2 protein-coding genes and 2 pseudogenes are annotated in these 4,022 nt (G+C 71.4%); 1 reads left to right on the forward strand and 3 read right to left on the reverse strand.

Annotated elements, in window-relative coordinates; translation table 11 throughout:
• Window positions 1-826 (forward strand): annotated as a pseudogene (locus tag KS423_RS40150) (hypothetical protein); the annotation flags it as partial.
• Window positions 827-895: 69 nt separating this feature from the next.
• Here the strand turns inward: KS423_RS40150 and ahcY are convergent.
• The 3 genes and pseudogenes from ahcY to KS423_RS40165 all read right to left on the reverse strand — a co-directional run.
• Window positions 896-2,344, reverse strand: a complete 1,449-nt coding sequence (gene ahcY, locus KS423_RS40155; RefSeq protein ID WP_224284670.1) for an adenosylhomocysteinase — start codon at window positions 2,342-2,344, stop codon at window positions 896-898.
• A gap of 321 nt (window positions 2,345-2,665) precedes the next feature.
• A complete protein-coding gene (locus KS423_RS40160; RefSeq protein ID WP_224284671.1) occupies window positions 2,666-3,643 on the reverse strand; it encodes a cation diffusion facilitator family transporter in 978 nt (325 codons plus the stop codon).
• 154 nt (window positions 3,644-3,797) lie between these two features.
• Window positions 3,798-4,022, reverse strand: a pseudogene (locus KS423_RS40165) (hypothetical protein); the annotation flags it as partial.

Here is a 4,022-nt window from a genome sequence, read left to right on the forward strand (position 1 = left end):
CGGCGGACCGCCCGTACCGGCCCGCCCCGCGCCCACCGCCCCGTCCTCGCTCGCGCCGTCCCCGACCGCCACGCCGGCGCCGACGGCCGCCACCGGTCCACTGAGCACCGAGGCCCGCTTCGGCTGGCTGCCGGAGTGGCTGGCCCGTCCGGCCGTCGGCTACGCGAACAGCGACGGCCGGTCCGTCGTCACCGCGGCCACCACGACGGCCGTCCTCAATGCGGTCCCCGACCTGAAGCTCGAACTGCTGCGCGACCCCGGCGAGTCCCCCGCCCCCGGTACGCACACCGCCACCGCGCCCGCGGTCGCCGGCCGGGAGGCCCGCTGGCTGGTCACCGACGAGTCGGGGACCACCACCGGCCTGCGCTGGATGACCGCCTCCGGCCGCTGGGCCGAACTGCGCGCCACCGTCTGGTACGGGGCGAAGATCCAGGACGACCTGCTCCGGGTCGCGGCCGGCGTCGAGTTCGGCAGCCGGGACGTCCCGTTCCCGGTGCGGCCGGCCGGCGTGCCCGCCGACCTCAGGCTGCGGAACGCCGAGATCCACCGGCCCACCAAGGACTCCGAGCCGCCGTGGAGCGCCATCCTGTCGTACACCGTCGAAGGCAAATGGCTGAGCGTCACGATCCAGCCGGACGGCTTCGGGGTGTTCGCGGACGGCCGGCCGAACGGCGGCACCCCGGTGTGCCGGGTCGAGAAGGGCGTCCGGCTCTGCGCCAACGGCACCGCGGCGGGGATCCCGTCGGTCCAGGCGGTGGGCGGGCTCGCCGGTCTGCTCAAGCAGTTCGGCGTGCTCGGCGCGGACGAGAGGTCCTGGACCCGCTGACGCGCCCCGCGGACGCCGACGGCCGGCGCCCCCGGAGGGGAGGGCGCCGGCCGTCGGATCGTCAACCGGTCAGTAGCGGTACTGCTCGGCCTTGTACGGGCCCTCGACCGGGACGCCGATGTAGTCGGCCTGCTCCTGGGTCAGGGTGGTCAGCTTCACGCCCAGCGCGTCGAGGTGCAGGCGGGCGACCTTCTCGTCCAGGTGCTTCGGCAGCACGTAGACGCCGATCGGGTACTGCTCGGTCTTCGTGAACAGCTCGATCTGGGCGATCGTCTGGTTGGCGAAGGAGTTGGACATCACGAAGGACGGGTGGCCGGTCGCGTTGCCCAGGTTCAGCAGGCGGCCCTCGGACAGCATGATGATGGTGTGGCCGTCGGCGAAGCGCCACTCGTGGACCTGCGGCTTGACCTCGGTCTTCACGATGCCGGGCAGCTTCGCCAGGCCCGCGATGTCGATCTCGTTGTCGAAGTGGCCGATGTTGCCGACGATCGCCTGGTGCTTCATCTTCTCCATGTGCGAGGCAAGGATGATGTCCTTGTTGCCCGTGGTGGTGATGAAGATGTCGGCGATCGAGACGACCTCCTCCAGGGTGGTGACCTGGTAGCCGTCCATCGCGGCCTGGAGCGCGCAGATCGGGTCGATCTCGGTGATGATCACGCGGGCACCCTGGCCGCGCAGCGACTCGGCGCAGCCCTTGCCCACGTCGCCGTAGCCGGCGACGACCGCGACCTTGCCGCCGATCAGGACGTCGGTGGCGCGGTTGATGCCGTCGATCAGCGAGTGGCGGCAGCCGTACTTGTTGTCGAACTTCGACTTGGTGACGGCGTCGTTGACGTTGATGGCCGGGAACAGCAGCTTGCCGTCACGGTGCATCTCGTACAGGCGGTGGACACCGGTGGTGGTCTCCTCGGTCACACCCTTGATGGTGGAGGCGACCTCGGTCCACTTGTTCGGGGTGTCCTTGAGGGTGCGGTTGAGCAGCTCCAGGATGATCCGGAACTCGTCGTTGTCCGCGGTGGCCGGGTCCGGCGCGGCACCGGCCTTCTCGAACTCGACGCCCTTGTGGATCAGCAGGGTGGCGTCGCCGCCGTCGTCCAGGATCATGTTCGGGGTCTTGCCGTCAGGCCAGGTCAGGGCCTGCTCGGTGCACCACCAGTACTCCTCCAGGGTCTCGCCCTTCCAGGCGAAGACCGGCACGCCCTGCGGGTTCTCCGGGGTGCCCTCCGGGCCGACGGCGATGGCGGCGGCCGCATGGTCCTGGGTGGAGAAGATGTTGCAGGAGCACCAGCGGACCTCGGCACCGAGCGCCGTCAGGGTCTCGATCAGGACGGCGGTCTGCACGGTCATGTGCAGCGAGCCGGTGATGCGGGCGCCGGCCAGCGGCTGCGACTCGGCGTACTCGGCGCGGATCGCCATCAGACCGGGCATCTCGTGCTCGGCCAGCTGGATCTCCTTGCGGCCGAACGGCGCCAGGGAAAGGTCGGCGACCTTGAAGTCACCGGTGATGTCGGTCGACATGCGTCTGCTCCTCGCTGATGGGGTGGGGCCAAGGTCCGGGCGTGCGTCGCGTGCGTCTGGCCGTACGGGTGCACGGCCACGCCGAGGCGGCCGGGTCCGTGGTGGTGGACCGGCTTCCCGTTGCGCAGCACAAACCGTCGGAGGACCTCTCTCCCTCGACCGGCGCACACCCTACGGGCGTGGACCGCCGATCGACCGCCATCAGCAGCGACGTTCTGGCTCTGGTGACGAATCTACACTGATGGCCCCGTCGGCCGTCCGCCGATGACCGATTTCGGCCCCCGGTCCGAGCCGCTCTCAAGCCGGGCCCCAGGCTGGGGGTCAGTGCTCTGCGCCGGGGCCGGGGCCGCCGGGCGTGGCGGCCGGGTCGTCGCCCGCCGCGGCCTTCTCGGCGCTGTAGACGTCGGGCTCCAGGTAGATCGCCCGGGCGATCGGGACGGCCGCACGGACCCGCTCCTCGGCGGCGTCGATCGCCTCCGCCACCCGGGCGGCGCTGTCCTCCGCGTTGACGGCGATCTTGGCCGCGACCAGCAGCTCCTCCGGCCCGAGGTGCAGGGTCCGCATGTGGATCACGCGGATGACGGCCTCGCCGTCCACCAGCGCCTCCCGGATCCGGCGCACCGACTCCTTGGAGGCCGACTCGCCGAGCAGCAGCGACTTGGTCTCCAGGGCGAGCACCACGGCGATCACCACCAGCAGGGCGCCGATGCACAGGGTGCCGACGCCGTCCCAGACGCCGTCGCCGGTGATCACGGTGAGCCCGACGCCGAACAGCGCGAGCACCAGGCCGATCAGCGCGCCGGCGTCCTCCAGCAGCACCACCGGCAGCTCCGGCGCCTTGGCGGTGCGGATGAACTGCACCCAGCTCTGCTTGCCCTTGGCCTTGTCCGACTCCCGCATCGCGGTCAGGAAGGACCAGCCCTCCATGGCGATGGCGAAGAGCAGCACACCGACCGCCCAGCCCCAGGAGTCCAGCGTCTCCGGGTGGCTGATCTTGTGCCAGCCCTCGTAGATCGCGAACAGGCCACCGACGCTGAACAGCACGATGGCCACCAGGAAGCCGTACACGTAGCGCTCGCGGCCGTACCCGAAGGGGTGCTCCTCGTCGGCCGCCCGGCGTGCCCGCTTGCCGCCGATCAGCAGCAGCACCTGGTTGCCGGAGTCGGCCACCGAGTGCACGCCCTCGGCGAGCATCGAGGAGGAACCGGTGAAGCCGAAAGCGGTGAACTTGCCCGCCGCGATCGCCAGGTTCGCGGACAGCGCCGCGATCAGTGCCTTGGTACCGCCCTCGGCACTCATGCGGCCACCTCGCCACGCTCGGCGGGCGCTTCGCGCAACACGCACCTTTCAGTGACGAGCTCGCTTCGCTCGCTCATGCCTCTTCCTCACAGGTCGGTCGGCGTCGTCGAGCGCCTACCGTACCCGGCCGGGAGGTTCCGCCCGGCCGGCCGTCTCAGGACTGCGCGGCTGCGAGCCCCAGGTAGACGGCGGCGAAGTCGGTCAGCGCGACCAGGTCGGCCAGTGCGTGCAGCGCGTCCGGCCGGGTGCTCGCGTACTCGGTCAGCCGGACGTCGTGCGCGGCGGCCAGCCGGTGCGCCCGGGCCACGCCGAAGCTGCGCGGCCCGGCGTCCTCCTCCGGGACCTCGGCCGGGCCGTCCTGCTCGTCCTCCGCCGCCGC

Origin of the sequence: Streptomyces sp. LS1784 (assembly GCF_020103755.1) — a bacterium.
In the GTDB taxonomy this organism is placed as follows: domain Bacteria; phylum Actinomycetota; class Actinomycetes; order Streptomycetales; family Streptomycetaceae; genus Kitasatospora.

What these genes read in the sequence shown, in the direction of transcription:
- ahcY (WP_224284670.1), bottom strand. Translation starts at nt 2,344, where the DNA reads ATGTCGACCGACATCACCGGTGACTTCAAGGTCGCCGACCTTTCCCTG.
- KS423_RS40160 (WP_224284671.1), bottom strand. Translation starts at nt 3,643, where the DNA reads ATGAGTGCCGAGGGCGGTACCAAGGCACTGATCGCGGCGCTGTCCGCG.